Below are 25,087 nucleotides of genomic sequence, written 5' to 3'. Positions count from 1 at the left end.
TCACAGGTTCTGGTAGTTCGGTCCGGAGCCGCCTTCCGGGGTGACCCAGTCGATGATCTCGTAGGGGTCCTTGATGTCGCAGGTCTTGCAGTGCACGCAGTTGGCGGCGTTGATCTGCAGGCGCTTGCCGGCGTCGTCGTCGACGATCTCGTAGACCGCGGCCGGGCAGAAGCGGGTGCAGGGGTTGCCGTATTCCTCGGCGCAGCGGGTCACGCAGATCTGCGGGTCCAGCACGCGCAGGTGCACGGGCTGGTCCTCGTCGTGTTCGGTGGCGGCGAAATACACGCCTTGCAGGCGGTCGCGCGGGGCCAGTTCGCGCTGCACGTAGTCGCGCCGGGGCTGTTCGTGCTCGCCGAGCCGGTCCATCGACGACCAGTCTGCGGTGACCTTCAACGTCCAGGGGGAGGCGCCCTTGACCAGCGTCTCCCACGCGCCATTGAGCAGGCCGAACCACAATCCCTTCTTGAAGCCGGGCTTGATGTTGCGCACCTGGCGCAACTCGGCCATCACCTCCGAGCCGCGCAGCCGCGCGTCGAAGCCGGCCGGGTCCAGCGCGGCGCCGGCGGCCAGGTGCTCGGCGGCGAGCATGCCGCTGCGGATCGCCTGGTGGGTGCCCTTGATCTTGGGCACGTTGAGCAGGCCAGCGGTATCGCCGATCAGCAGCGCGCCGGGCATCTCCACCTTCGGCAGCGACTGCCAGCCGCCGCTGGCGATCGCGCGCGCGCCGGCCGACAGGATGCTGCCGCCGTCCAGCAGCGGCTTGATCAGCGGGTGGTTCTTCCACTGCTGGAAGGCCTCCCACGGCCGGTACTCGGGGTCTTGATAGTCCAGGCCGCTGACGTAGCCGAGCGCGATCTGGTTGTTCTCCAGGTGGTACAGGAAGCTGCCGGCGTAGGTCTTGCTGTCGGCCGGCCAGCCCACGGTATGCACGATCTTGCCGGGGACCGCGCGCCCTTCGGGGACCTGCCACAGTTCCTTGATGCCGATCGAGAAGGCCTGCGGGTCGTGGCCCTTGTCGAGCGAGAAGCGCTTGATCAGCCGCTTGGTCAGGTGGCCGCGCGCGCCTTCGGCCAGCACCGTGACCTTGGCGCGGATGTCGATGCCGGCGGTGTAGCCGGGCTTGTGCGTGCCGTCCTTGGCCACGCCCATGTCGCCGATGCGCACGCCTGCGACGCGGCCGTCGGCGTCGTGCAGGGTCTCGGCGGCGGCGAAGCCGGGGTAGATTTCCACGCCCAGCGCCTCGGCCTGCGGCGCCAGCCACGCGCACAGCGCGCCCAGGCTGACGATGAAGTTGCCGTGGTTGCGCATGCCCGGCGGCACGAGCGGCGATTTGCGGCCGCCGTCCTTGCTCAGGTACCAGAATTCGTCCTCGCCGGCGGGCACGCAGACCGGCGGCGGGTGGTCGCGCCAGCCGGGCAGCAGCGCGTCCAGCGGCGCCGGCTCGATCACCGCGCCGGACAGGATCTGCGCGCCCACGGTGCTGGCCTTCTCGATCACGCACACCGAGATGTCGGGGTTGAGCTGCTTGAGCCGGATCGCGAACGCCAGCCCGGACGGACCCGCGCCGACGGTGACCACGTCGTACTCCATCACGTCGCGTTCCACCGGTTCTGGCGTGCCGCTGTCCCCGTCCACTCCCGTCATGTCGTCCGCTCCCGTTGGCTCATTGTGGCTGCCCGCATTTTCAGGGTTTGTCGCCCGCGGGGCAAACTCCGGACGCTAGCGTATGGTGAACCCGGGCATGCTAGCGTGAGGGCGATGAAGCTCGATCTGCCCGGCGCCGACGTGGAGTGGATCCCGGACTGGCTGGCGCCGGCCGCGGCCGCGGCGCTGTTCGCGCAGCTGCAGGCCATGGTGGCGTGGGAGGTGCACCGCATCCGCCTGTTCGGGCGCGAGGTGGACTCGCCGCGACTGAGCTGCTGGATCGGCGATGCCGATGCCAGCTATCGCTATTCCGGCACGCGCTTTGCGCCGCATCCGTGGCCATCGGCGCTGCTTCCGCTGCGCGAACGGCTGGTCGCGCACACCGGGGTGGCGTTCAATAGCGTGCTGGCCAATCGCTATCGCGACGGACGCGATGCGATGGGCTGGCACAGCGACGACGAAAAGGAACTCGGCGCGCAGCCGCTGATCGCGTCGCTGAGCCTGGGCGCGACCCGCCGCTTCGCGCTGCGCCATCGCCATGAGCCGGCGTTGCGCCAGGCGCTGGACCTCACCGCGGGCGGCTTGCTGCTGATGCGCGGCGACACCCAGCGCCTGTACCGCCACGCGCTGCCGCGCACCGCCAGGCCGGTGGGCGAGCGCATCAACCTGACCTTCCGCCGGATCGCTGCGGACTAGCGTAGTGGCGGGCTCCGCTTCCTGAAGGCTTCTAGGGACGGAGAAGGTTGGTGGCGAAGCCTGGTGACTCCAGTCCGCGGCGCTTGATTGGAGGTGGTGCCCGCTGGCGTCATTGCCTGCCGGACCCTCACCCCAACCCCTCTCCCGGAGGGAGAGGGGCTGAAGCGGGTGCATCGCCGCTCCCTTCTCCCAGCGGAGAAGGTGCCCCGAAGGGGCCGAGGCCATCTCGATCAGCGCCGCGGCGTCGACAGGATCGTGGCCGGCGGCACCGGCATGGCCGCCGCGTCGGCCTGGCCCTGCTGCAGGGTCCAGCCGACGACATCGGTGGTGATCCGGGTCAGCGCCTGCTCGAACGCGCCGGCCACCTGCGCCGGCGCGGTGCTCGCCGACGGCTGCGCGGCGAGGAAGGTGCGCGAGGCGACCACGCGCTGGTCGCTGGTGTGCAGCAGCTTGGCGTTGAGTTCGATCGTCGCCGATGGCACTTCGCGGCCGGCGTAGTCGGACTCGAAGCGGCGCAGGTCCAGCACCAGCTTGTAGTCGGCGCGGATGCCGCTGCCCAGGCGGGCCACGCCGGGAATGCGCTCGGAGTCCTCGAACGCGCGCACCAGCGCGTCCTCGACCATGTCGGTGGCCGGTTGCGCCCAGCCGACGCCGCGGTACACCTCCAGCTCGCCCGGGGTCGGGCGCACGTTGATGCGCGGGCTGTCGACCACGCGCGCGGCGCTGGGCTTGGCGACCGCCAGCTGCCAGTCCACGCGCGGCCACGCCGGATCGGCGCTGACCCGCACGTTCGGGGCGTAGATCGTCGCCGGCTCCTTGCTGCCGCCGGTCAGCGCGGAGCAGCCGGCGAGCAGGCACAGGGCCGGGGCGAGCAGCAGGGGAGCGCGCGTCGGCTTCATTTGGGTTCGAACTCCTTCGGGGCGTCGCGTCCGAGCAGGTAGCGCGCGGGGTTGTTGTCGAGGCGGTCGCTGACCCGGCGCAGGTCGCGGATCAGCCCGCGCAGCTCGGTCAGGGTGGGGCCGAGCTGGCCCAGGCCGTCGTTGGCGAAGCTGTTGATCGCCGAGCGGTTCTCGCCGAGGATCGTATCGGCGTTGCCGGCGGCCGAATCCAGCTTGCTCAGCGTGGTTTCCAGCTTCTCCAGGATCGGCGGCAGCTGCTGCACCAGGTTCTGGTCCAGGCGCTGGATGGTGCCGTTGGTGGTCTTCAGCGTCGCATCCAGATTGCGCGCGGCGTCGCGCGCGCTGACGATCAGCGACTGCATGCCCTGGTCGCGGTCGGCCAGCGAGCCGCTGATCGATTCCAGGTTCTGCAGCGTGGCCGAGATGCTGGCCACGTTGCGGTCGCTGAGCACCTCGTCCATGCGCTCGACGATGCGGTTGGCGGTGTCGGTGATGTTCTGCAGCGCCGACGGCGTGGTCTGGATGATCGGCGCGTCGCTCTTGTCGATCGAGGTCAGCGTGGGCGCTTCGGGGGTGCCGCCGGACAGCTGGATGATCGACGGTCCGGTCAGGCTGGTGATGCCCAGCTTGGCGCGGGTGTCGCTCTTGATCGGGGTGGTGGAATTGACCCGGACCCGTGCGACCACCTGGCGCGGATCGTTCGGCGCCAGGGTCAGCTCGGTGATCGAGCCCACCGAGATGCCGTTGTACTGCACCGGGCTGCCGACCGACAGCCCGGTGACCGCCTCGCGGAACACCACCCGGTACTCCTGCCAGGTGCGGTCGGACGAGTACTTGGCCGCCCACAGGCCGAACAGCAGCAGCGCCAGCGCCACCACGATGGTGAAGGCGCCGATCAGGACGTAGTTGGCTTTGGTTTCCATGATTAGGACCTGTCAACGCTAGGGAGGCCGGCGCGCAAGGCCGCGCCGGGGCACGCACGGGACCGCGTCATCGCTGGGTTGCTTGTCGGCATAAGCTCTCTCGTTGTTCCTTGCCCGCGCGCCGGGGCGCGGCGGTTCGTTCCCATGGCGTCGGTCGGCCCTAGACGTTCTCGGTCCAGGCGGTTTTGGCGTCGCGGGCCGCGCGCGCGCGCGGGCCGTGGAAGTATTCCTGGATCCACGGATGGTCGACCTGCTCGATCTCGGCTAGCGGCGCGGTGGCGATGACCTTGCGGTCGGCCAGCACCGCCACGCGGTCGCAGATAGCGTACAGGGTGTCCAGGTCGTGGGTGATGAGGAACACGGTCAGGCCCAGCGCTTCCTGCAGGGTGCGGATCAGGCGGTCGAACGCGGCCGCGCCGATCGGGTCCAGGCCGGCGGTGGGTTCGTCCAGGAACAGCAGCGGCGGATCCAGCGCCAGCGCCCGCGCCAGCCCGGCGCGCTTGCGCATGCCGCCGGACAGCTGCGACGGCAACTTGTTCAGCGCGTCGGCCGGCAACCCGGCCAGCTTGACCTTCAGCAGCGCCAGTTCGTAGTGCCAGCTGTCGGGCAGCTCGCCGAAGTGCTCCTTCAGCGGCACCTGCACGTTCTCGCCCACGGTCAGCGACGAGAACAGCGCCCCGTCCTGGAACAGCACGCCGGTGTTGCGCTCCACGTGCAGGCGGTCTTCGCGGCGGCGCGAATCGGTGTCCACGCCGAGCACGCGGATGCGCCCGGCGTCGGGTTCGCGCAGGCCCAGGATGCTGCGCATCAGCACCGACTTGCCGGTGCCCGAACCGCCGACCACGCCGAGGATCTCGCCGCGGCGCACGTCCAGGTCCAGGTCCTCGTGCACGGTCTGCGCGCCGAAGCGGTTGAGCAGGCCGCGCACCGAGACCGCCAGTTCTTCATCGGGAACCGGGACCGGGGAATCGGGAATCGTCAAGGCATGCACTCCCGGCCAGGTGCCGCGACGCACCTGGCTCCATCCATTCCCGATTCCCGGCTCCCGATCCCCGGCCTCATCTCACCACCCCACGTTCATGAACCACAGCGCGGCGATCGCGTCGATGATGATCACCAGCGAGATCGTCTGCACCACGCTGGAGGTGGTGCGTTCGCCCACCGACTGCGCGGTGCCTTCCACGCGCAGGCCTTCCAGGCAGCCGATCAGGCCGATCACCACGGCGAACACCGGCGCCTTGGACAGCCCGACCAGCATGTGCCGCAGCTGGATGGTGTCGTGCATGCGCGCCAGGTACATCTGCGGCGGGATGCCCAGGTCGAACGCGCCGACGGTGACGCCGCCGGCCAAGCCGGCGATCATCGCCACGAAGGTCAACAGCGGCAGCATCACCATCAGCGCCACCAGCCGCGGAATCACCAGCAGGTCCATCGGGTCCAGGCCCAGGGTCTGGATCGCGTCGACCTCCTCGCGCGCCTTCATCGCGCCGATCTGCGCGGTGAAGGCGCTGGCGGTGCGCCCGGCCAGCACGATCGCGGTCAGCAGCACCGCGAACTCGCGCAGGAAGGCGATGCTGACCAGTTCCACCACGTAGATCTCGGCGCCGAAGTCGCGCAGGATGGTCGAGCCCAGGAACGCGATCACCGCGCCGACCAGGTACGACAGCAGCGCCACCAGCGGCACCGCGTCCAGCCCGACCTGCTCCATGTGGTGCACGGTGGAGGTGAGGCGGAAACGGCGCGGTTCGTGCACCAGGCGCAGCACCTTGACCAGGGTCTCGCCGAGGAAGCCGATCAGCGACACGATCTCCTTGCCGTTGCGGTGCACCGCGTAGCCCAGGCGTTCGAGCGCGGCGGCGAAGCCGTAGTCGCGCTTGCGCTTGGGCCGGTCGTCGGCGACCTCCTCGATGGTGCACACCAGCGCCTGGTGGTCGGCGCGGAAGTTCAGCGCGTCGTGGGCCAGGCCGCTGCGGGTGGCGTGGCGCATCAGCTGCAGCACGCCGGCCGAATCCAGCTGGCTGATGCCGCTGGCGTCGATGCCGGTGGTGCCCTGCGGCAGCTCGCGCAGCAGTTGCGAGACCGCCAGCGCGGTGGACAGCGTCCAACTGCCGGACAGCCGCACCCGCGAGGGGTCCTGGTCGTCCTGGCTGAATTTTGGCGGTTGGGTTTCGATCATGGGTCGTCCGACGCGCGAGCATACCTGTTTCGCCGGCAGCGCAACGTGGTGCGGCGCCGGGCCGCCGAAGGCCGCCGCGGCGGCGCGCAGAGGGTGGCCGCGCGCGGCGTTCGCGCCATACTAGCGGACATGCCCCTCGCCCCCTCCGTCAGCCCGTCGGCCAACGCCACCTATGCGCAGCGGATCGCCTTCGTCTCCGAGATCGCCGGCCGCCTGCACACCTACGGCACCACCGCCCAGCGCCTGGAAGCGGCGGTGGTGGCGCTGTCGCAGCAGCTGGATCTGGACTGCGAACCCTGGTCCAACCCGACCGGGCTGATCCTCAGCTTCAGCGACCCGACCAAGGCGATCGGTTCCAGCGACATCACCCGCGTGGTGCGGCTGGCGCCGGGCGAGAACGACCTGCACAAGCTCAGCGTCGCCGACCGGATCGCCGACGACGTCGCCAGCGGGCGCATGAGCGTGGCGCAGGGCCATACCGCGCTGCGCCAGCTGGACCAGCCGCCGAGCCGCGGCTGGAAGGCGATGCAGGTGCTCGGCTTCGGCCTGGCCGCCGCCGGCGTGGCCGGGCTGTGGCGGCTGCCGTGGCTGGACACGGCCACCGCCACGGTGATCGGCCTGCTGATCGGGTTGCTGACCCAGGCCACCGACAAGCGTGCGGCGACCAAGGAGGCCAACGAGGCGCTGGCGGCGCTGCTGGCCGGTTTCGTCGCCACGCTGGTGGCCACCTATGTGGCGCCGCTGAATCTCAACACGGTGATCATCGCCTCGCTGGTGGTGCTGCTGCCGGGCATGGCGCTGACCAATGCGGTCAACGAGCTGTCCAGCCAGCACTGGGTGTCGGGCACCGCGCGCTTCGCCGGCGCGGTGACCACGGTGCTCAAGCTCACCGTCGGCGCGGTCATCGCGGTCACGCTGGCGCGCCTGCTCGGACTGGAGCCGATGGTGCGCGCGTCGCGGCCGCAGGCCGGCTGGGTGGAATGGGCGTCGCTGCTGGTGGCCGCGTTCGCCTTCGCGCTGCTGTTCAAGGCCAGCCGACGCGACTATCCGTGGGTGATGGCCGCCTCGGTGGCCGGCTACGTGATCGCGCGCTATGCCGGCGAGGCCTGGGGCAGCCCGGTCGGCATCTTCCTGTCGGCGATGACGCTGACCGCGGCCGGCAACGTGTTCGGCCGGGTGGTGCAACGCCCCGGCGCGCTGATCCGTCTGCCCGGCATCATCATGCTGGTGCCCGGCAGCGCCAGCCTTCGTGGGCTGCTGACCCTGGTGCAGCAGCAGGACGTGCTCGGCGGGCAATCGGCGCTGCTGGGCGTGACCAATATCGTGATGGCGCTGGTCGCCGGGTTGCTGTTCGGCAACCTGCTGGCGCCGGCGCGCAAGAATCTGTGAGTCCGGCGCTGGTCGCTGGCGCCGCGTAAACCGGGTTCAAAAAAACGCCGGCTCGCGCCGGCGTTTTCTCGGATAATCGGATCGCCCGATCAGTTTTTCGGCGCGGCGGATTTGCTGGCCTTCTTGGCGGTTTTCTTGCCTGCCTTCTTGGCGGTTTTCTTGGCCGGCGCTGCGGACTTGGCGGCCGAGGCGATCAGGAAATCTTCGACCTTCTTGCCCTTGGAGACCTGCTCGGCCAGCCAGCGCGGCTGCTTGCCGCGGCCGGTCCAGGTTTCCGCGGAATTGGCGGGGTTGCGGTATTTCGGCGCGACCTTGCCCAGCTTGCGGCCCGGCTTCGGGCCCGGCTTGCCGGCAGCCTTGCGGCCGCGCTTGGCTGGGGCGGCACCGCCGAATATTTCCTCGATGCTGTAACCCTCGGCCTTGGCCATGCGGGCCAGCTGCGTGCGGACCTTCGCGATCGGGGTGCGCTTGGCGACGAGGGTCTGCTGTTTCTTCGCGGTCTTGATAAGAGCGCCCAACTGCTTGGCCGACAGGCCGCTGAGATCGATGGTCATCGTTACTCCGGAAAATGGATGTTGGGTAAGGCCATTCCCTGGCTAGGCCGGAAGCATAATGAGGGTTTATCGGCTTGACAAATAGCGGGGGATATTCAATTCGGTCAAAGGCGGCCGAATCACCGCCGATATCGGCGCTGCGGCGCCGTGGCGGACACCGCCATCGATGGCGCAGTTCCAACGATTTCAATGGCTTGAACGGCAGCGCTGGCGAAATACGCCCGCCTGCCGCCTGCGATCGCGGCTATAGAGAACGGCCGGGAATATATTCCCGGCCGCTGTCGATTAACCCTGCAGCCGCGCCAGCAGCGCCGCGCGATCGAGGTTTTCCGCATCGCTGGCGGTACGCGCGCGGTATTCGAACGTCCCGGCCGCCAGGCCGCGTTCGGACACCACCACGCGGTGCGGAATGCCGATCAGTTCGATATCGGCGAACATCGCGCCTGGACGCAGCCCGCGATCGTCCAGCACCGCATCGATGCCAGCGGCCTGCAGCTCGGACAGCAACGCCTCGGCGGCGGCGATCACGCTGTCCTCGCGCTTGGGGTTGATCACGCAGATCGCCACCGTCCATGGCGCCATCGGTTGCGGCCAGACGATGCCGGCGTCGTCGTGGTTCTGCTCGATCGCCGCGGCGACGATGCGCGATACGCCGATGCCGTAGCAGCCCATCGCCAGGGTGACCGCCTTGCCGTTCTCGTCCAGCACGGTGGCGTTCATGGCCTGCGCATACTGGCGGCCGAGCTGGAATACATGGCCGACCTCGATGCCGCGCGCGATGCGCAACTCGCCGCCGTCGCTGGCGCGATCGCCGTCCACCACGTTGCGCAGGTCGGCGACCGCATCCGGTTCGGGCAGGTCGCGGCCCCAGTTGACGCCGGCGAGATGGAAGCCGTTCTCGTTGGCGCCGATCACGAAATCGGCCAGCGCCGCCACGTCGCGGTCGGCGACCACGCGGATCGGCTTGCGCGGCGACAGCGGGCCGAGAAACCCCGGCTCGGCGCCGAGGTGATCGGCGATCTCCGCTTCGCCGGCCATGCGGTAGCCGGCCAGGCCGGCGACCTTGCCGAGCTTGATCTCGTTGACGCCGTGATCGCCGCGCACCAGCGCCAGCACGAATTCGCCGGCCGCGCTCATCACCGCGACCGACTTCACCGTGCGCTGCAGGGCGATGCCCAGCAGCGCGGCGACGTCCTCGCAGGTCTTCTGCGTCGGCGTCGCCACCTTGCGCAGGGTTTCGGCGGGCGCCGCGCGCGGCGCCGGTTCGGCGGCGACCGCCGCTTCCAGGTTGGCCGCATAGTCCGAACCGGTGGAGAACACGATCGCGTCCTCGCCCGATTCGGCCAGCACCTGGAATTCCTGCGACGCATCGCCGCCGATCGCGCCGGAGTCGGCCTGCACCGCGCGGAACTTCAGCCCCAGGCGGGTGAAGATGCGGCTGTAGGCCGCATGCATGTTGCGGTATTCGCGCGCCAGATCCTCGTCGGTCAGGTGGAACGAGTACGCGTCCTTCATCAGGAACTCGCGCGCGCGCATGACCCCGAAGCGCGGCCGGATCTCGTCGCGGAACTTGGTCTGGATCTGGTAGAAGTTGACCGGCAGCTGCTTGTAGCTGCTCAGCTCCTGGCGCGCGAAGTCGGCAGCGGCTTCCTCGGCGGTGGGGCTGTAGCAGTATTCCTGCTCCTTGCGGTCCTTGATCCGCAGCATCAGTCCGCCGAACTTCTCCCAGCGCCCGGTGGCTTCCCACAGTTCGCGCGGCTGGATCGTCGGGAACAGCACTTCCACCGCGCCGGCGCGGTTCATTTCCTCGCGCACCACGGCCTCCACCTTGCGCAGCACGCGCAGGCCCAGCGGCGACCAGGTGTACAGGCCGGAGGCGAGCTTGCGGATCATGCCGGCGCGCAGCATCAGCCGGTGGCTGACCAGTTCGGCTTCGGCCGGGGTTTCCTTGGTGGTATGCAGGTGGAACTGGGACAGGCGCATTAGCGGGCTTCGCGAAACGGCGGAATCGCCTATTTTGCCAGTCATTGCCCGCGTTGCGGGCGCCGGCGCCACGCCCGGCGGCGCGCGGGGCCGGCGCTCAGGTGCCGGGATTGGCCGGCGTGCAATAGGCCTTGATCGCCGCCTCGGCCAGGGTCTTCTGCGATTCGCGCTGCGCTGCGCTCAGTTCCCCGTCCGGCTTGCCGTCGCCGTCGTTGTCGGACATCACCGGCGCCGGCTTGTTCAGCAGGTCCAGGTTCTTGCGCGCGGTGGTGCAGTTGGCGTTCTCCGCCGGCGCGCCTGCAGCCTCGGCCTGGATCGCGGTGCCGCCGCGCGCGTCGATGCGCCGCGCCTCGTATTTCTGCCCGGCCGGCGGGCTTTCCGAGTAATGGGTGACCCCCTGGGCGTCCTTCCATTGGTAGATGGTGGCGGCGCTGGCGGCGGAACTGGCGAACAGGCACAGGCAGCAAAGCCGGGTCAGGGCACGCATCACGGTCTCCGGGGGAGGGCGGGGTAGGCGCCGATTGCAGCACCCGCCGGCGGGCCTGGCAAGTCGATTAAACTGCCGGGCATGGAACCTTCCCGCCCACCGCCCCGTTCGCGCAGCATCTACCTGCTGCCGAACCTGTTCACCACCGCCGGCCTGTTCTCCGGGTTCTACGCGATCATCGCCGCGGCCAATGGCCAGTTCGTCAATGCCAGCATCGCGGTGTTCGTCGCCGCGGTGATGGACGGGCTGGACGGGCGGGTGGCGCGGCTGACCGGCACCAGCAGCGAGTTCGGCGTGCAGTACGACTCGCTGGCGGACCTGGTCAGCTTCGGCATGGCGCCGGCGCTGGTGATGTACCACTGGTCGCTGTCGGCGCTGAAGTTCGACGGCAGCGTGATGGGGCGTGTGGGCTGGGCCGCCGCGTTCCTGTACGCCGCGTGCGCCGCGCTGCGTCTGGCGCGCTTCAATACCCAGGTCGGCACCGTCGACAAGCGCTGGTTCGTCGGCCTGGCCAGCCCGGCGGCGGCCGGGCTGATGATGGCCTTCGTATGGGCGTTCGCCGACGGCACCCTGGGCTGGGACGGCGAGCAGCTGCGCTACGTGGCGCTGGGCGTGACCATCGCCGCGGCGCTGCTGATGGTCAGCCGGATCCGCTTCTGGAGCTTCAAGGGCGGCGACAAGGGGCCGCGCGCGGACCGCGTGCCGTTTCTGGTACTGGCGTTGGCGCCGGTGGTGATCGCGGTGCTGGTCATCGACCTGGCGCGCGCGCTGCTGGGCATCGGCGTGATCTATGCGTTGTCCGGGCCCGGCTACTGGCTGTGGCGCCGCGGCCGCAAGCTGCCCGACGCGGCGTGAGCGGGGAGGCGACGATGGCCGCGCCCGATGCCCTGTGGTCCGCCGAGCAGCACGGCTGGCTGCAGGCGATGGGCTATACGCTCTACGTGCCCGGCGGCGCCGACGCCGAGGCCGCCGCGCCGGAACACGAAGCTGAACCCATTGCGGCGGTGCCGGCACCGCGTACGGCCGGCGCCGCGCCAGCGGCTGCCGTCGAACGGCGCAGCGCCTCGCCGGTGGCCACGCCGCAGCGCAACGCGCCGCCGGCCCCCCCGCGCGAGCCGCCGCCGCGCGAAACCGCCGCCGCGCCGGTCCGGCGCGCCGGGCTGCGCCTGCCCGACCGGTTGCAGATCGCGTTGCTGCGTGCCTCCGGCTGCAATCCCAGCGATCCGGCCACGCAAACCTTGATGGCCACCTGGCCGCTGGCCGAACTGCGCGGCAATCCGGCCGCCAAGCGCGCGTTGTGGCCGCAGCTGCGCACGCTGCGCAAGAAGGCGCCGCGATGAGCGCGCTGAGCCATGCCTCGTCGCCGGCGACGCTGCGCGCGATGCGCGAAGCCGACATCGATGCGGTGATGGAGATCGAACGGCGCGCCTATCCGTTCCCGTGGACCCGCGGCATCTTCCGCGACTGCCTGCAGGCCGGCTATCCGGGCTGGGTGCTGCAGGAGCAGGGCGAGATCGTCGGCTACGGCGTGATCAGCGTGGCCGCCGGCGAGGCGCACATCCTCAACGTGTGCATCGCCCCGGAACGGCAGTCGCGCGGCTACGGCCGGCTGCTGCTGCGCGCCTTGATCAAGTACGGCGCCGACCTCGGCGCGCGCCGCGTGTTCCTCGAGGTGCGCCCGTCCAATCCCAACGCCATCGCGCTGTACCACAGCGAAGGCTTCAACGAGATCGGTCGGCGCCCGCGCTACTACCCCGCCGCGCAAGGCCGCGAGGACGCGCTGGTGATGGCCATCGAGCTGTTCTTCGACGGCATGTCCTGACCTGGCGCGCTCCGGCGCGCGCGGGTGAATCCACTTTCTTTCATGCGCCTCATGTCGCGGCCGCCGCGATGCCGCGCGCGCGTGGCTAATGGAGTGCCAGAGCCGGCCGATGCGGCGGCGCAAGCCGCGCGCGGTCGCGCCCGCATGGGCGCCGCTTCGAATGTCGCCGTATGGCGTGCAGACACGATTGTTGTCCCGCATCAGCGACGGCCTGGAAGGCGCTTGCGCAGCGTGGTTTTGTGGGATGACTACCGCAGATCGCGGCGCCGGCTACGGGCTGCTCCAGCATTTCCTTCCCATGGGCGCGCCGATCCATAGAGTGGCGCCCCCTCCGGTGCAGGCCCTGTTTCAGCGCAATCGCTGCAGCTGTCCGGCGGGACAAGGCTGCGCCCGCCATGGCGATGGCGGACGCGACGGCAGTTCCCCATGTCCATGAGGTTTCCAGTATGAAGATGCAATCCCACACGATGCCCCGCACCGCACCGTTGTCGCGCGCGCTGGTCCTGTCGCTGTGCCTTGCCGGCGCCGGCGGCAGCGCCTGGGCCGACCCCAGCCTGGAAGTGGCCACCACCGGCTGGGCGACCCAGAACGGCGGGACCAAGGGCGGCTCCAAGGCCGCAGCGGCCAACATCTACACCGTCAGCAATGCCGCCCAGCTCAAGAGCGCGCTGAAGGCCAGCGTCGGCAGCAACGGCCGCATCATCAAGATCAACGGCGTGATCGACATCAGCGAAGGCAATGCCTACACCTCCACCGCGGACATGAAGAGCCGCGCGCGGCTGGACATCCCGACCAAGACCACGCTGATCGGCATCGGCAGCAACGCCGAGATCCGCGAGGGCTACCTGTACGTGAAGGCCAACGACGTGATCATCCGCAACCTGACCATCGAGAACCCGTGGGATCCGGAGCCGGTGTGGGATCCGGACGACGGCAGCGCCGGCAACTGGAACGCCGAATACGACGGCCTGACCGTCGAGGGCGCCAGCAACGTGTGGGTCGACCACGTCACCTTCACCGACGGGCGCCGCACCGACGACCAGAACGGCACCGCCAACGGCCGTCCCAAGCAGCACCACGACGGCGCGATGGACATCAAGAAGGGCGCCAACTACGTCACCGTGTCGTACTCGGCGTTCAAGTCGCACGAGAAGAACAACCTGATCGGCTCCAGCGACAGCGCCTCGAGTACCGACAGCGGCAAGCTGAAGGTGACCATCCACAACACGTTGTTCGAGAACATCTCCGCGCGCGCGCCGCGGGTGCGCTTCGGCCAGGTGCACCTGTACAACAACTACCACGTCGGCAGCACCAGCCACCCGGTGTACAAGTTCTCGCACGCGCACGGCGTGGGCAAGGAGTCGAAGATCTTCTCCGAGAACAACGCGTTCCAGATCAGCGGAGTGAGCGGTTGCGACAAGATCGCCGCCGACTACGGCGGCAGCGTGTACCGCGACTTCGGCTCGCTGCTCAACGGCCAGGCGTTGACCTGCGCGTGGAACAACAGCATCGGCTGGACGCCGCCGTACACCTATTCGCTGCTGCCGGCGAACCAGGTTGCGAACGACGTCCAGGCCAAGGCCGGTGCCGGCAAGCTCTGAGGGAGGCGGCGCCGCTGCCCGGCACGCCGGGCAGCGGTACGCGTGCCGCTTCGATGCAGACGGTGCCACTGTAGGAGCGGCTTCAGCCGCGACCCGGGCTTTGCTGGTAACGCCTGTCGCGGCTGAAGCCGCTCCTGCAGGTTGCAGGCAGGTTGCGGGGAAGAACGCGCGGGTAACCGCATATCGCGCTGCCAGCGCACTTGCCGGCAGCGCGAGCCGCGAACCTACAGCTTGGCGCGTTGCTGGCGCAGGCCGTCCAGTTGCGCGCTCCAGTCGGCCAGGCGCTGCCGCTCCTGCTCGATCACCGCAGGCGGCACCTTGTCGGTGAATTTCTCCAGCTTGGCCGCGCTCTTGTCCTTCTCGGCGCCGACCCGGGCGATTTCCTTGTCCAGGCGGCTGCGCTCGGCGTCCAGGTCGACCAGGCCTTCCAGCGGCACCAGCAGCCGCAGGTCGCCGACGATCGCCGCCGCCGCCGGCGGCGCGTCCTGCGTCGCGTCCAGCCACCGGATTGCGTCCAGCCGCAGCAGGAACTTCAGTTGCGAGGCGAAACGCTCCGCGCGCGCGCGGTCCTGCGCCTGGCCGCCCTGCAGCAGCAGCGGCACCAGCCTGGACGGCGGCACATTGAGCTCGCTGCGCACCCGGCGCAGCGCCGAGACCATCGCCTTGAGCCATTCGATATCGGCCTCGGCGCCGGCGTACGCGGCCACGTCCAGATCGCCGGCGCGCGGATACGGCTGCAGCGAGATGGTCGGCGCGGCGATGCCCAGGCGCGGGGCGACCTGCTGCCACAGTTCCTCGGTGACGAACGGGGTCAGCGGGTGCAGCAGGCGCAGCAGCGTCTCCAGCACCTGCAGCAGGGTGTGGCGGGTGCTGTCGGCGGCCACGGCGTCGTCGCCGTTCAACGCCGGCTTGGCCAGTTCCAGGAACCAGTCGCAGAACTCGTTCCAGGCGAACTCGTACAGCGACTGCGCCAGCAGATCGAAGCGGTAGGCGGCGAAGTGCGCCTGCGCCTCGGCGGCGACCTTGTCCAGCCGCACCAGGATCCACTTCTCCGCATCGGTCACTGGCACGAGCCGTGCCGAGTCCCGAGTCCCGAGTCCCGAGTCCCGCGTGTTCATCAGCACGAACCGGCTGGCATTCCACAGCTTGTTGCAGAAGTTCTTGTAGCCCTCGGCGCGGCCCAGGTCGAACTTGATGTCGCGGCCGTGGCCGGCCAGCGCGGCGATGGTGAAGCGCAGCGCGTCGGCGCCGTGGGCGATGATGCCTTCGGGGAATTCCTTGCGCGTGGCCTTCTCGATCTTCGGCGCGTCCTTGGGCTTCATCAGCCCGGTGGTGCGCTTGGCGACCAGGTCCTCGATGCCGATGCCGTCGATGATGTCCAGCGGATCGAGCACGTTGCCCTTGGACTTGGACATCTTCTGCCCGTCCTTGTCGCGGATCAGGCCGGTGATGTAGACGTCGCGGAACGGCACCTGCCCGGTGAAGCTGTCGGTGGCCATGATCATCCGCGCCACCCAGAAGAAGATGATGTCGAAGCCGGTGACCAGCACGCTGGACGGCAGGTAGCGCTCGAAGCCGCGCGCGGCCATCGCCTGCGGATCCGGCCAGCCCATCGTCGAGAACGGCCACAGCTGCGAGGAGAACCAGGTCTCCAGCACGTCGCTGTCCTGGTGCAGGGCGACGTCGGCGCCCAGGCCATTGTTCGCGCGCGCCTGCGCCTCGTCGCGGCCGACGTAGCAATTGCCGGCGTCGTCGAACCACGCCGGAATGCGATGGCCCCACCACAATTGGCGGCTGATGCACCAGTCCTGGATGTTCTCCATCCAGTGCCGGTAGGTGTTGATCCAGTTCGGCGGCACGAACTGGATCGCACCGCTCTCGACGAGCTCCAGGCCGCGCTTGGCCAGCGCGTCCATCTTCACGAACCACTGGTCGGTGAGGTAGGGCTCGATCACCTGGCCGGTGCGGTCGCCGCGCGGCACCTGCAGCTTGTGCGGCCGGGTCTCGACCAGGATGCCCAGATCCTCCAGGTCTTCGAGCACCGCCTTGCGCGCGTCGTAGCGGTCCAGCCCGCGGTACTTCTCCGGCGCGTTGTCGTTGACCGCCGCGGTCGGGGTGAACAGGTTGATCATCGGCAGGTCATGGCGCACGCCGACCTGGTAGTCGTTGAAGTCGTGCGCCGGGGTGACCTTGACCACGCCGGTGCCGAAATCGCGGTCGACGTAGTCGTCGGCGATCACCGGGATCTGCCGGCCGGTCAGCGGCAGCGTCACCGTCCTGCCGACCAGGTGCGCGTAGCGCGCATCGTCCGGGTGCACCATCACCGCGGTGTCGCCGAGCATGGTCTCCGGGCGCGTGGTGGCCACCACCAGGTAGTCGCGGGTCTCGCGCACGGTCTCGTTGCCGTCGGCGTCGTGCTCGACGTGCTCGTAGCTGGCGCCTTCCTCGAGCTTGTAGGCGATCGACCACAGGAAGCCGTCTTCCTCGACGTTCTCCACTTCCAGGTCGGAGATCGCGGTCTTCAGCACCGGGTCCCAGTTGACCAGGCGCTGGCCGCGGTAGATCAGCCCCTGCTCGTGCCAGCGCACGAACGCCTCGACCACCGCCGCCGACGGCTGCGGGTCCATGGTGAAGGTGCTGCGCGACCAGTCGCTGGACGTGCCCAGGCGGCGCATCTGCCGCTCGATGGTGTCGCCCGAGTGCGCCTTCCATTCCCACACCTTGGCGATGAAGCCGTCGCGGCCGAGCGAGTCGCGGGTTTCGCCGTTGCCGGCCAGCGTCAGGTTGCGCGACACCACCATCTCGGTGGCGATGCCGGCATGGTCGCTGCCGACCTGCCACAGCGTGTCGAAGCCGCGCATGCGGTGGTAGCGCACCAGCGCGTCCATCAGCGTCTGCTGGAAGGCATGGCCCATGTGCAGGGTGCCGGTCACGTTCGGCGGCGGCAGCAGCACGCAATACGGCTCGCCGCGCCCGGACGGCTTGAAGTAGCCGGCCTGCTCCCACGCCGCATACAGGCGCGATTCGAAGGATTTGGGGTCGTAGCTGGGGGCGAGGGTGGTCATGGGGAAGCCGGGATTCGTTGTTCGGGAGTGGGGATGCGTCGCGGGGATGGTGCCGGTGGAAGAAAAGTGGGAACCCATCCCGGATCCCCACTCCCCAATCCCGGCTTCATCACATGTCGTACTTGTTGAGCTCGAAGCCCAGCGCCTTGTACTGCTTCCAGCGCTCGCGCAGCGGTTCGCGCGCGGCCGGGTCGGCCGGCACCACTTCCAGCACGCGGTCGCACGCGCCCAGGTAGGGATCGTCGCGCAGGTTGATCACCAGCGCGCGCGACGGCGCCTCGATCCCGGGCGGGGCGATCAGCACCTGCGCCTCTTCCTCGTCGACATCGGCGCCGGCGATCTGGTGCGGGATGTAGGCGTCGTCGTCGAACGCCCACAGCAACTCGTCCAGTTCCTCGGCCTGCGCCTGGTCGCGCGCCAGTACCAGCGTCCACAGGTTGGCGTCGTTGGCCTTGCGCGCCAGTTCGCAGACCAGGCGCAGCGGCTCGGTGAGGAACCGCGGCTTGGCGATCAGGTAGAAGTCGGCGCGCATCAGAGGGCGGGACTCGGGACCCGGGACTCGGGTCCGGGGAGGCCGGGACTCGGGACGCGGGACTCGGGACTCGGGAAGCGGGTTCGCGAGCACGGGCAGATCTTTCTGGAACCCAGGAAGATCCTGCCGGTGCTGAGGCAGGTTCGGGAGAGCGACATGGCAGCGCCTTACCGAGTCCCGAGTCCCGAGTCCCGAGTCCCGGCCCTATCCAGCAACCACTGCGAAAGCAGCCCCACCGGCCGGCCGGTGGCCATGCCGCGTTTGCCTTCGTCGCTGGCCACGCCGGCGATGTCCAGGTGCGCCCAGCGCTGGCCTTCGGTGAAGCGCGACAGGAAGCAGCCGGCGGTGATGGCGCCGGCCCAGCGTCCGCCGATGTTGTAGACGTCGGCGAAGCTGGAATCGAGCAGGCCCTGGTACTCGTCCCACAGCGGCAGGCGCCAGGCGCGGTCGAACACGTGCTCGCCGGCGGCCAGCAGTTCCTCGGCCAGGTCGTCGTGCTTGCTCATCAGGCCGGCGGTCTGGTGGCCGAGCGCGACCATGCACGCGCCGGTCAGGGTGGCCACGTCGATCAGCGCCTCGGGGTTGAAGCGCTCGGCGTAGGTCAGTGCGTCGCACAGGATCAGGCGGCCTTCGGCGTCGGTGTTGCCGACCTCGATGGTCTTGCCGGACATGCTGGTGATCACGTCGGACGGGCGGTAGGCGTTGCCGTCGATCGCGTTCTCCACCGCCGGCACCACCACCACCAGGTTCAACGGCAGGCGCGCGGTCACCGCGGCGACGAAGGTGCCGATCACGTTGGCGCCGCCGCACATGTCGTACTTCATCTCCTCGATGCCGCCCTGGGTCTTCAGGTTGACGCCGCCGGTGTCGAAGGTGATGCCCTTGCCGACCAGCACATAGGGCTTGGCGTCGCCGCCGCCGTTCCACTTCAGCACCACCATGTGTGGGCGGTTGGCCGAACCGCGCGCCACCGCCAGCAGCGAACCCATGCCCAGCGCCTGCATCTGCGTCTCGTCGAGGATCTCCGCCTCGGCGCCGTCGTGGCCGGCGGCGAACTCGGCCGCGGTCTGCGCCAGGTACGCCGGGGTGCACAGGTTCGGCGGCAGGTTGCCCAGCTCGCGCGCGAACTTGACCCCGGCGGCGATCGCCTGGCCCTGCGCCAGCGCCTGGGCGTCGTCGCCGGACACCGCCAGCGCGGCCAGGCCGCCGTCTTCGGCCTTCTTCTTGCCCAGCGTGGCGGTGTAGTGGTAGCAGGCATGGTCGCTGGCGATCACCGCCTGGCGGATGTTCCAGGCGCGGTCGCGGCCCTTCACCTCCAGCTCGGACAGGGTGAACAGCGCCTTGGCCGCCGGCCCGCTCTTCAGCGCGCGCGCCGCGTCGCCGACCGCCTTCAGGTACTGCGGCACCCCGAACTTGGCCGCCTCGCCCAGCCCGACCACCAGCACCCGCGGTGCCGCCACGCCGGGCAGGTCGTGCAGCAGGGCCGTGGCGCCGGTCTTGCCGCCGATGTCGCCGCGCGCGGCCAGGGCCGCCAGGCGTCCGTCGCTGGCCGCGTCCAGGGCCTGCGCGGCGGGCGTCAGGCGCTTGTCGGCGAACACGCCAACGACGATGCAATCGAACGCGGCGGTGGCCGGCGCGTCGTGGTTCAGGGTGAATTCCAGGGCCATTGATCAGATTCCGTTGGCAAATCCGTACAATCGCGGACTGTTTACCTCCAGCCGGTTAGGCTGGAACCGCCGCGAACGAATCCGAGAGTTTAAATCAACCCACCCCCATGCCGAAGCTCGATCGATACCTGCTGCGCGATTTCGTCCAGAGCTTCTCTGCCACCTTGATCGTGCTGTTGGTGGTCAGCGTCGGCGGCGTCCTGGTGGACGTGCTGGGCAACATCGCCGATGGCCGCATCCCGGCCAAGCTGCTGTTCTCGCAGCTGGGACTGCAGTTCGTGGTGTACCTGCCGCTGATCCTGCCGCTGGCGCTGATGCTCGGCCTGCTGCTGGCGCTGGGGCGGCTGTACCGCGATTCGGAGATGGCGGTGATCACCGCCATCGGCGTGGGCCCGCGGCGCCTGTTGCGGCCGATCCTGCTGCTGGTGCTGCCGGTGGTGACGCTAGTGGGGCTGTGTTCGCTGTGGCTGGGCCCGTGGGCCGACCGCACCTCCGAACGGCTGATCGAGGAGGCCAACCGCAGCCTGGTGCTGGCGGGCCTGGAGGCGGGGCGCTTCACGCCGCTGGCCAACGGCGGCATCGTCTACATCAGCTCGCTGTCCGGCGACGGCACCCAACTGGGCAAGGTGTTCATGCAGCGGCAGAAGGACGGCCGCCTGGACGTGGTCACCGCGCAGCGCGGGGCGATGTTCTTCGAAGGCAAGGCCGACCGCTACCTGCGCCTGGAGGACGGCTACCGGATCGAGGGGCCGCTGGCCGGCGAGAACCTGGACTACCGGCTGATGCGCTTTGCCAGCAACGACGTGGCCTTGCCCGACCGCAGCCAGACGCGCAAGGACGACGATCCGGAGCTGATGCCGACCGCGCAGCTGTTCGGCGACCCGCGCGCCGAAGCCAACGCGCAGTTGAACGCGCGCATCGCCCCGCCGCTGCTGGCGCTGGCGTTCGCGCTGCTGACCCTGCCGCTGTCGCGCAGCGCGCCGCGGCAGCAGCGCTACGGACGCATCATGCTGGCGTTCCTGGCCTATCTGCTCGGCACCAACCTGATGTTCATCGGCACCCAGTGGCTGACGGTGGACAAGATCCCGCGCGCGCTGGGCCTGTGGTGGCTGACCCTGCCGCTGCTGGGGCTGGCGATCTGGACCTATCTGCGCGACGGCCGGCTGTCGCGGCCGCGGAGGCGCGCATGAGGCTGCGCCCGTACCTGCACGACATCTACATCGGCCGCGCCGTGCTCGGCACGGTGCTGCTGACCTGGGCGGTGCTGCTCGGCCTGGACGTGATCATGGCCCTGTCCAACGAGTTCAAGGACATCGGCAAAGGCAGCTACAGCCTGGGCCACGCCGCGTCCTATGTCGCCTACACCGTGCCGCGGCGCGCCTACACGCTGTTCCCCACCGCCGCGGTGATCGGCGCGCTGATGGGCCTGGGCCAGCTGGCGGCCACCTCCGAACTGACCGCGCTGCGCGCGCTGGGTCTGTCGCGGCGCCGGCTGAGCGTGGCCGCGGCCGCGACCATGGCCTTGCTCACCGTCGGCATGGTGGTCAGCGGCGAGACGCTGGCGCCGTGGGCGCAGAACCAGGCCGATGCGATCAAGGCCAACGCCAAGTACAACAACAACATGAGCATGGCCCGCTACTCCGGGCTGTGGGCGCGCGAGGGCGACACCTTCCTCAACGCCCAGGCCGGCGAGGAGCACCTGGAGCAGGCCGGCGGCACCTGGCTGGAGCTGCGCGACGTGCGCCTGTACGCACTGGACGCTGGCGGCCGCCTGGCGACGCTGACCCACGCCGACGTCGCCGAGCACCGCAACGACGGCTGGACGCTGAAGCGGGTGTATCGCGATACCTTCGCCGAGCGCTCGGTGACGCGGGAGAAGTTCGACAGCCTGCCGTGGGCGTCCAGGCTCGATGCCGCGGCGCTGGCGTCGGGCCTGGCCAAGCCGCGCAACCTGTCCGCGCGCGACCTGCACACCAGCATCGAGTACCGGCGCCGCAACGGCCTGGACGCGCGCGACTACGAGGACCAGTACTGGAGCCGCTGGTTCTACCCGCTCAACGTGCTGGCGCTGTGCTTCGCCGCGATCCCGTTCGCGTTCGGCGCGCTGCGCAGCGGCGGCATGGGCAAGCGCCTGTTCCTGGGCATCCTGTTCGCGCTGGCGTTCTGGCTGCTGCAGCTGTTCTTCGGGCGCATGGCCGGCGCGCTGAAGTTCGACTACCGCATCGCCTACGCGTTGCCGCCGGCGGTGATGCTGTGCGTGTCGTGGATGCTGTTCCGCAAGCGAAGCAGCTGAGCCGATGCGGCGGATCAGCCTGACCGGACTGGCGCTGTGCCTGCCGTATGCGGCGGCGATCGCGCTGTGCCTGTGGGGCGCGCACGACGCGGGCGGCGACGACAAGGGGCGTTTCGTGCTGCTGCAGCTGCCCATCGCGCTGCAGTCGGCGGCGTTGCACGCGCTCGGCCTGACCCGGTGGCTGCACGGCATGTCCTGGACTGTGGCGTACCTGCTGCTGGTACCCCCGGTGTTCGCCGGCTGCTACCTGCTTGGCCATGCGCTGGAAGCCGGTGTCCGCCGCATTCGCGCTGGCGCTGCGCCGCAACCCAGCTGAGAGGACGAGGGCAGGAACGGCGATTCCGCCCGCGCGCCGCGCTGCGGTCAGGCCGATGGCGCGGAAGGCTGTCCACCGGATGACCCCGGCGAGGCCGTCTCGCTTCGCAGCGACGCGAAAGACGGCCGCTTCTCCTGCGCCACGGCGTTCGCCGCGTTCATGGACGCGGTTTGGAAAGCCGGGTCAGGCGCGTGCCGCTGGCGCGGTCGTGCCACGCCAGCTGCTGTCGGTCGAACAATGCCCACCAGAACCCCAGCCCGCCCAGCAGCAGCGACAGCGTGCCGACCAGGTAGCGCCGCCACAACGCGGACCACGACGGCGGCGTGCCGTCGGTGGCGTGCAGGCGCAGCCGCCACGGACGCATGCCGAGGGTCTGCCCGCCGCGACGCCAGCTCAGCGTGGCGTACAGTCCGGCGACCGCCCAGCAGCACAGCCACAGCAGCCATTGCAGGCCACTGAACGGGGCGATGTTGTCGCGCGGCGGATGCCCGCTCAGCGCATAGCCGAGCGTGAACAGTGCCGAGATCGCGAACCACAGCGCAAGCACCGGCCACAGGTCGTAGAACAGCGCGAGCAGGCGCCACAGCAACAGGGCGCGCGGACGCGGGTCGACAGCGGGCGAATCGGTCATCGCCACAGCTTAGCGGCAGCGCCGCTGGCGCGACAAACCGCCGCCATCGGGCAGCATCGGTGGCCTTGCGCCGCGATAAGCACCCGCTAGCCTTCCCGGTCCCCGGTCCCCGGTCCCCGGTCCCGAGTCCCGAGTCCCGCGTAAGCTGTAGCCATGCCCGACCTCGCCACCCCCGCCGAACGCCGCCAGCAGGCGCAGCGGCTCGCGCCATTGCGCGATGCCGATGCCGCCGCGATCCAGCAGTTCCTGGACGTGGCCTGGGCCGAGCAGGGGCTGGCGCGGCAGAGCCTGGACAGCTACCGGCGCGACCTGGAAGGCTTCGCGCGCTGGCGCGACGGCGCCGGCGGCGGGCTGGCCGGCGCCGACCGCCAGGCGCTGTTCGACTACCTGGCCTGGCGCACCCGGCTGGGCTACTCGCAACGCAGCAACGCGCGCTGGCTGTCGTCGCTGCGCGCGTTCTTCGCCCTGCGCCTGCGCCGCGGCGAGCGCAGCGACGATCCCACCGCGCTGCTGGACCCGCCCAAGCTGCCGCGTTCGCTGCCCAAGGCGCTGGCCGAAAGCCAGATCGACGCGTTGCTGGCCGCGCCCGACGATGCGCAGCCGACCGGCCTGCGCGATCGCGCCATGCTCGAGCTGATGTACGCCGCCGGCCTGCGGGTCAGCGAACTGGTCGGGCTGCCGGCCAATGCGGTGAACCTGCGCCAGGGCGTGCTGCGCGTCACCGGCAAGGGCAGCAAGGAGCGCCTGGTGCCGCTGGGCGAGGAGTCGCAGCACTGGCTGCAGCGCTACCTGGACAGCGCGCGGCCGGTGCTGGCGGCCGGGCAGGCGGTGCCGGCCAGCGACGGGGTAGTGCCGATGTTCATCGACGCCGCGCGCCGCCCGTTGAGCCGGCAGCAGTTCTGGGTGCTGGTGAAGCGCTATGCCGCGCTGGCCGGGATCGATCCGGCGCGGATCAGCCCGCATGGCCTGCGCCACAGCTTCGCCACGCACCTGCTCAACCGCGGCGCCGACCTGCGCGCGCTGCAGATGCTGCTCGGCCACAGTTCGCTGTCCACCACCCAGATCTACACGCTGGTGGCGCGCGAACACCTGCAGAAGCTGCACAGCAAGCACCATCCGCGCGGCTGAGCGCCGCGGCGCCCGCTGCAGCCGCCGGCGCATGTGGCCATGTTGCCGCTCGCATGAACACTGCCGGTGCCGCAGGCGCGCCGCCGATCGCGTTCGTCGCACCCAGCAAGATGCACCGCCGCTGCCTGCCGAATCGCTGCCATGGGAAGCCTTGGCGCAGGCCTGGCGGGCGGACGGCGCGCGCTACCGGCACGATCTGCTGGCGCGGCCCGATGGCGGCCTGCTGTTCGGGCGCCGGCACCCCGGTGTGGCGGCGGCATCGCGATAGCGAACGCCGGCAAGCGCAGACCGTGTGGTCGGGCGCGGACGGCGCGCAGCCATGGACGCTGCGCGCCCGCGCTGCACGACCCGCCCGGCGCCAGTCCGAGCATGCCGGCGATCGAACGCGTGCCGCCCGTGTACACGAAGCGCCGCGGGTGGTATGCGACAATCCCGCCGGTTCGTCAGCCCTCTGGATAGCCATGCTCCTCCGAATTGCCTTTAGCGCGCTGTTGGGCGCGGTCAGCCTTTCCGCCTGCGCGCAGCCGGCGCCGCCGCCGTCCAAGAGCGCCGCCGCGCCGGCCGCCAAGCCCGCCGCCGCTGCCGCCGGTCCTGCCGACCAGCGCGTGCGCAATGCGCTGTTGCAGCTGGATCCGGACTTCAAGCCCGACTACATGGGCGCCGCGCCGTTCCCGGGCTTCCGCGAGGTGGTGGTCGGCGGCCAGGTGCTGTACGTCTCCGACGACGGCCGCTACCTGTTCCAGGCGCAGCCGTTCGATATCCAGGAGAAGCAGTTCGCCTCCAGCGAGGGCCTGCTGTCGTACCGCCGCAAGCTGCTGGAGAGCGCGCCGCGCGCCGAGCGCATCGTGTTCGCGCCGGCCAACCCGAAGTACACCGTCAGCGTGTTCACCGATATCGAATGCGGTTACTGCCGCAAGCTGCACAGCGAGATCGCCGAGCTCAACAAGCAGGGCATCGCGGTGGAATACCTGGCGTTCCCGCGCATGGGCCTGGGCAGCCAGGACTACAAGGACATGGTCGCGGTGTGGTGCGCGGCCGACAAGAAGAAGGCGCTGACCGAGGCCAAGACCAGCGGCAAGGTCCCCGGCGCGGCGAACTGCAAGAACCCGGTGACGCTGCAGTACAACCTGGGCCAGCGCCTGGGCGTCAACGGCACCCCGGCGATCTTCGCCCCGGACGGCACCCAGCTCGGCGGCTACCTGCCGCCGGCGCAGCTGCGCCAGGCGCTGGACAAGCGCGCGGCCGGATGCCCTTCCACCACCGCGGCGTTGTCGCTGTACG

23 protein-coding genes are annotated in these 25,087 nt (G+C 69.9%); 11 read left to right on the top strand and 12 right to left on the bottom strand.

Annotated elements, in window-relative coordinates:
• Nucleotides 1–1,644: an electron transfer flavoprotein-ubiquinone oxidoreductase gene (locus JR065_RS08340; RefSeq protein ID WP_206233590.1), complete on the bottom strand. Its 1,644-nt coding sequence runs from the start codon at nucleotides 1,642–1,644 to the stop codon at nucleotides 1–3.
• A gap of 114 nt (nucleotides 1,645–1,758) precedes the next feature.
• Here JR065_RS08340 and JR065_RS08335 point away from each other — a divergent pair, with 114 nt between their 5' ends.
• Nucleotides 1,759–2,340, top strand: coding sequence for an alpha-ketoglutarate-dependent dioxygenase AlkB family protein (locus tag JR065_RS08335; RefSeq protein WP_206233589.1), 582 nt, complete (start codon nucleotides 1,759–1,761; stop codon nucleotides 2,338–2,340).
• 230 nt (nucleotides 2,341–2,570) lie between these two features.
• Here the strand turns inward: JR065_RS08335 and JR065_RS08330 are convergent, their stop codons facing one another.
• The 4 genes from JR065_RS08330 to JR065_RS08315 form a co-directional block, all read right to left on the bottom strand.
• Entirely contained in the window at nucleotides 2,571–3,239 is a 669-nt protein-coding gene (locus tag JR065_RS08330; protein WP_206233588.1) for an ABC-type transport auxiliary lipoprotein family protein, read from the bottom strand.
• Nucleotides 3,236–4,162: an MlaD family protein gene (locus JR065_RS08325; protein ID WP_206233586.1), complete on the bottom strand. Its 927-nt coding sequence runs from the start codon at nucleotides 4,160–4,162 to the stop codon at nucleotides 3,236–3,238. The genes JR065_RS08330 and JR065_RS08325 overlap by 4 nt, the downstream gene beginning before the upstream one ends.
• 160 nt (nucleotides 4,163–4,322) lie before the next feature.
• Nucleotides 4,323–5,144: an ABC transporter ATP-binding protein gene (locus tag JR065_RS08320; RefSeq protein ID WP_206233585.1), complete on the bottom strand. Its 822-nt coding sequence runs from the start codon at nucleotides 5,142–5,144 to the stop codon at nucleotides 4,323–4,325.
• A gap of 81 nt (nucleotides 5,145–5,225) precedes the next feature.
• Complete coding sequence (locus JR065_RS08315) at nucleotides 5,226–6,338, bottom strand: ABC transporter permease (RefSeq protein ID WP_206233584.1); 1,113 nt, start codon at nucleotides 6,336–6,338, stop codon at nucleotides 5,226–5,228.
• 129 nt (nucleotides 6,339–6,467) lie between these two features.
• Here JR065_RS08315 and JR065_RS08310 point away from each other — a divergent pair, with 129 nt between their 5' ends.
• Nucleotides 6,468–7,727: a threonine/serine ThrE exporter family protein gene (locus tag JR065_RS08310; RefSeq protein WP_206233583.1), complete on the top strand. Its 1,260-nt coding sequence runs from the start codon at nucleotides 6,468–6,470 to the stop codon at nucleotides 7,725–7,727.
• 89 nt (nucleotides 7,728–7,816) lie between these two features.
• On the opposite strand, the gene JR065_RS08305 is transcribed toward JR065_RS08310, so the two are convergent.
• The 3 genes from JR065_RS08305 to JR065_RS08295 form a co-directional block, all read right to left on the bottom strand.
• Complete coding sequence (locus JR065_RS08305; RefSeq protein WP_206233582.1) at nucleotides 7,817–8,281, bottom strand: H-NS family nucleoid-associated regulatory protein; 465 nt, start codon at nucleotides 8,279–8,281, stop codon at nucleotides 7,817–7,819.
• A 285-nt stretch (nucleotides 8,282–8,566) separates the two neighbouring features.
• Entirely contained in the window at nucleotides 8,567–10,264 is a 1,698-nt protein-coding gene (locus JR065_RS08300) for a proline--tRNA ligase (protein WP_206233580.1), read from the bottom strand.
• Between the two features lie 97 nt (nucleotides 10,265–10,361).
• Nucleotides 10,362–10,751: a DUF4124 domain-containing protein gene (locus JR065_RS08295; RefSeq protein WP_206233579.1), complete on the bottom strand. Its 390-nt coding sequence runs from the start codon at nucleotides 10,749–10,751 to the stop codon at nucleotides 10,362–10,364.
• Between the two features lie 81 nt (nucleotides 10,752–10,832).
• Between JR065_RS08295 and pssA the strand changes: the two genes are divergently transcribed.
• The 4 genes from pssA (at nucleotide 10,833) to JR065_RS08275 (ending at nucleotide 14,174) form a co-directional block, all read left to right on the top strand.
• The gene (gene pssA / locus JR065_RS08290) at nucleotides 10,833–11,606 is read left to right on the top strand and encodes a CDP-diacylglycerol--serine O-phosphatidyltransferase (protein ID WP_206233578.1); all 774 of its coding nucleotides are present in this window, start codon (nucleotides 10,833–10,835) and stop codon (nucleotides 11,604–11,606) included.
• Between the two features lie 14 nt (nucleotides 11,607–11,620).
• Entirely contained in the window at nucleotides 11,621–12,091 is a 471-nt protein-coding gene (locus JR065_RS08285; RefSeq protein ID WP_206233577.1) for an alanine acetyltransferase, read from the top strand.
• Nucleotides 12,088–12,573 carry a ribosomal protein S18-alanine N-acetyltransferase gene (gene rimI / locus JR065_RS08280; protein ID WP_206233575.1) on the top strand — a complete coding sequence of 162 codons (486 nt, stop codon included), beginning with the start codon at nucleotides 12,088–12,090 and terminating at the stop codon, nucleotides 12,571–12,573. The genes JR065_RS08285 and rimI overlap by 4 nt, the downstream gene beginning before the upstream one ends.
• Nucleotides 12,574–13,040: 467 nt before the next feature.
• Nucleotides 13,041–14,174: a pectate lyase family protein gene (locus JR065_RS08275; RefSeq protein WP_429001847.1), complete on the top strand. Its 1,134-nt coding sequence runs from the start codon at nucleotides 13,041–13,043 to the stop codon at nucleotides 14,172–14,174.
• 224 nt (nucleotides 14,175–14,398) lie between these two features.
• Here JR065_RS08275 and JR065_RS08270 read toward each other — a convergent pair whose 3' ends face one another.
• From JR065_RS08270 to JR065_RS08260, 3 genes are all read right to left on the bottom strand, one after another.
• A complete protein-coding gene (locus tag JR065_RS08270) occupies nucleotides 14,399–17,239 on the bottom strand; it encodes a valine--tRNA ligase (RefSeq protein WP_206233573.1) in 2,841 nt (946 codons plus the stop codon).
• A gap of 109 nt (nucleotides 17,240–17,348) precedes the next feature.
• A complete protein-coding gene (locus JR065_RS08265) occupies nucleotides 17,349–17,774 on the bottom strand; it encodes a DNA polymerase III subunit chi (protein WP_206233715.1) in 426 nt (141 codons plus the stop codon).
• 164 nt (nucleotides 17,775–17,938) lie between these two features.
• Nucleotides 17,939–19,438, bottom strand: coding sequence for a leucyl aminopeptidase (locus JR065_RS08260; protein WP_206233572.1), 1,500 nt, complete (start codon nucleotides 19,436–19,438; stop codon nucleotides 17,939–17,941).
• Between the two features lie 107 nt (nucleotides 19,439–19,545).
• Between JR065_RS08260 and lptF the strand changes: the two genes are divergently transcribed.
• The 3 genes from lptF to JR065_RS08245 are packed head-to-tail and all read left to right on the top strand — an operon-like array spanning nucleotide 19,546 to nucleotide 22,047.
• The gene (gene lptF, locus JR065_RS08255) at nucleotides 19,546–20,628 is read left to right on the top strand and encodes an LPS export ABC transporter permease LptF (protein ID WP_206233570.1); all 1,083 of its coding nucleotides are present in this window, start codon (nucleotides 19,546–19,548) and stop codon (nucleotides 20,626–20,628) included.
• Nucleotides 20,625–21,731, top strand: coding sequence for an LPS export ABC transporter permease LptG (gene lptG / locus JR065_RS08250; protein WP_206233569.1), 1,107 nt, complete (start codon nucleotides 20,625–20,627; stop codon nucleotides 21,729–21,731). The genes lptF and lptG overlap by 4 nt, the downstream gene beginning before the upstream one ends.
• A 4-nt stretch (nucleotides 21,732–21,735) precedes the next feature.
• Nucleotides 21,736–22,047 carry a hypothetical protein gene (locus JR065_RS08245; RefSeq protein WP_206233568.1) on the top strand — a complete coding sequence of 104 codons (312 nt, stop codon included), beginning with the start codon at nucleotides 21,736–21,738 and terminating at the stop codon, nucleotides 22,045–22,047.
• Between the two features lie 157 nt (nucleotides 22,048–22,204).
• Here JR065_RS08245 and JR065_RS08240 read toward each other — a convergent pair whose 3' ends face one another.
• Nucleotides 22,205–22,678 carry an RDD family protein gene (locus JR065_RS08240; RefSeq protein WP_206233566.1) on the bottom strand — a complete coding sequence of 158 codons (474 nt, stop codon included), beginning with the start codon at nucleotides 22,676–22,678 and terminating at the stop codon, nucleotides 22,205–22,207.
• A gap of 153 nt (nucleotides 22,679–22,831) precedes the next feature.
• On the opposite strand from JR065_RS08240, the gene xerD reads away from it, so the two are divergent.
• Together xerD and JR065_RS08230 are read left to right on the top strand one after the other, a co-directional pair.
• Nucleotides 22,832–23,806 carry a site-specific tyrosine recombinase XerD gene (gene xerD / locus JR065_RS08235; RefSeq protein WP_206233565.1) on the top strand — a complete coding sequence of 325 codons (975 nt, stop codon included), beginning with the start codon at nucleotides 22,832–22,834 and terminating at the stop codon, nucleotides 23,804–23,806.
• Between the two features lie 461 nt (nucleotides 23,807–24,267).
• A partial coding sequence (locus JR065_RS08230; protein WP_206233564.1) for a DsbC family protein occupies nucleotides 24,268–25,087 on the top strand: 820 nt, incomplete at its 3' end.

This window comes from Xanthomonas sp. (assembly GCF_017163755.1).
Taxonomy (GTDB): Bacteria; Pseudomonadota; Gammaproteobacteria; order Xanthomonadales; family Xanthomonadaceae; genus Xanthomonas_A.
Note: the sequence above shows the minus strand (reverse complement) of the source record. Positions and strands in the feature narration are given on the sequence as shown.